The organism is Kitasatospora sp. NPDC091257, from assembly GCF_044757675.1.
GTDB lineage: Bacteria > Actinomycetota > Actinomycetes > Streptomycetales > Streptomycetaceae > Kitasatospora > Kitasatospora lactacystinica.
The window spans coordinates 1-2,272 of sequence record NZ_JBIVVI010001350.1; the positions used below are offsets into that span (position 1 = coordinate 1).

Annotated in this window: 2 protein-coding genes; one reads left to right on the plus strand and one right to left on the minus strand. The window is 76.2% G+C overall.

Features of this window, described 5'->3' with window-relative positions; genetic code table 11:
- Positions 1–792, plus strand: a 792-nt coding sequence (locus ACIQOV_RS38155) for a galactokinase (RefSeq protein ID WP_401055355.1), incomplete at its 5' end; no start/stop codon positions are given.
- A 23-nt stretch (positions 793–815) separates the two neighbouring features.
- Here ACIQOV_RS38155 and ACIQOV_RS38160 read toward each other — a convergent pair.
- A complete protein-coding gene (locus ACIQOV_RS38160) occupies positions 816–1,622 on the minus strand; it encodes a DeoR/GlpR family DNA-binding transcription regulator (protein ID WP_401055356.1) in 807 nt (268 codons plus the stop codon).
- Positions 1,623–2,272: the final 650 nt, after the last annotated feature.

Consider the following 2,272-nt stretch of genomic DNA (forward strand, 5'->3'; position numbering starts at 1 on the left):
CCGACCGGGGCAGGGCTCTCCTCCTCCGCCGCCCTGGAGTGCGCCACGGCCGCCGCCCTGAACGACCTGTACGGGCTCGGCCTGTCCGCGCCGGACCTCGCCCTGCTCGCCCAGCGGGCCGAGAACGCCTTCGTCGGCGTGCCTTGCGGGGTGATGGACCAGATGGCCTCCGCCTGCTGCACGGACGGTGCCGCGCTGCTCCTCGACACCCGGACGCTGGAGCGGCGCCACGTCCCGCTCGACCTGGAGGCGGCCGGCTACCGGCTGCTGGTGATCGACACCCGGGTCAAGCACGACCTCGGCGACGGCGCCTACGCCGCCCTGCGGGCCGGCTGCGAGCGTGCCGCCGACCTGCTCGGCCTGGCCGCGCTGCGCGACCTGTCGGCCGCCGGCCTCACCGCCGCCCTGGAGCGCCTCCCCGGGGAACTCGCCCCGCTGGTGCGGCACGTGGTCACCGAGAACCGGCGGGTGGCCGAGGCGATCGAGCACCTGGACGGCGGCCGGATCGCCGCGCTGGGGCCGGTCCTGACGGCCGGACACGCCTCGCTGCGCGACGACTTCCGGGTCTCCTGCCCCGAGACGGACCTCGCGGTCGAGGCCGCCGTGGCCGCCGGGGCGCCGGGCGCCCGGATGACCGGCGGCGGCTTCGGCGGCTCCGTCATCGCCCTGGTGGCCACGGCGGACGTGACAGCGGTCGCGGACGCGGTGCGGTCGGCCTTCGGCGCCGCGGGCTTCGCCGCACCCGTCGCCTTCACCGCCGTCCCCTCGCCGGGGGCGCGGCGGCTGGCCTGACCGGGCGCGGTGCCCCCGCCCGGTCAGCCGGCGGCCGGTACCACGACGAGTTCGCCGACCGCGTCGGCGAGCACGCTGCGGGCCGCCGCCGGGAGGGCGTCGTCGGTGATGAAGCAGTCGACCTCCGTCAGGGTCGCGAAACTGCTCAGGCCGACGACGCCCCACTTCGTGTGGTCGGCGACCACGACAGTGCGGCGGGCCGAGGCGATCAGCGACCGATTGGTCTGCGCCTCCGCCAGGTTGGGCGTGGTGAGTCCGGCCTGCTCACTGACGCCGTGCACACCGAGGACGAGCAGGTCCACGTGGAGCGTGCGGATCGTCTGGTCCGCGAGGGCCCCCACCAGGGCCGCGGAGCGCGTCGGCGCCCCACCGGTCAACAGCAGCGACGGAACGGTCTCCGCTCCGTCGCTCTCCGCTGCCCACAGCAGGTCCGCGATCCGCAGGGAGTTGGTGACGACCGTCAGCCCCGGGACGTCCAGCAACCGCGAGGCGACCGCGTAGGTGGTGGTGCCGGCGGACAGCGCCACCACGCTGCCCGGTTCCACCCGCTGCGCTGCGGCGTCGGCCAGGGCGGCCTTGGTGCCCTCCTCCAGCCCGGACTTCACGTCGAAGCCGGGTTCGTCCGTGCTCGCGGTCCCCACCGCGATGGCCCCGCCGTGGACCTTCTGCACGTCTCCCTGGCGTACCAGTGCGTCCAGGTCGCGGCGGATCGTCATGTCCGACACGCCGAACTGCTCGACCAGCTCGGCGACGCGCACCGCGCCGGCCTTGCGGATGGCCTCCAGGATCAGCGCCTGGCGCTGCGGGGCGAGCAAACTCTGATCAGCCACGAAGGCCCTTTCGATCGAACGGGTGCCTGACCGCTCCCGCGTCCTCCGGCAGGCCGACCCTGCCACGGTCCGGACGTACCGGTGCCACCGCCGAGGGCCGGGCTGGGCGCCGGAGCGTTCGCGTCGGTGACCGGGGAGCCGTCGGCCGCGACATGATCCAGTATCCCAGGACCCCGGCGGGCCCCCGTCCCGACCGGTCGGCCGGTACGGCGGGGGCCCGGCCGCACCGCACCGGGAGGACGCGCAACCGCCGGTGCCGCCGGCAGGGGCGGCACCGGCGGTTCCGGTCGCGGTCCGGCCGACCCTCGGCGGCCGACCGCTCGTTCCGCCTCCGGCCGGGTCCGGACCGGCTGCCACTGTGTGGCGGGCCCGGCCAGGACCTCCGGCCGAGGCGGACGTCATGGGGGACTGATCACCGGGACACCCGGTTCGGGAGTTCGCGGTTCGGCCCCGATGGGGGAGCCGGCCCGGCGCCGCACGCGTCGGGCCGGCTCAGGGACCGGTTTCCCGCGCGCCGGGCGGTGGGGCGCCCCGCGCACGGGAGACCGGGCTCAGGCGGGCAGTCCGACCGCCCGCTCGCGGTTGCGGCGCTGCTGGATGACGACGGCGGCGACCAGCAGGGAGCCCTGGGCGACGTTCTGCCAGAAGGC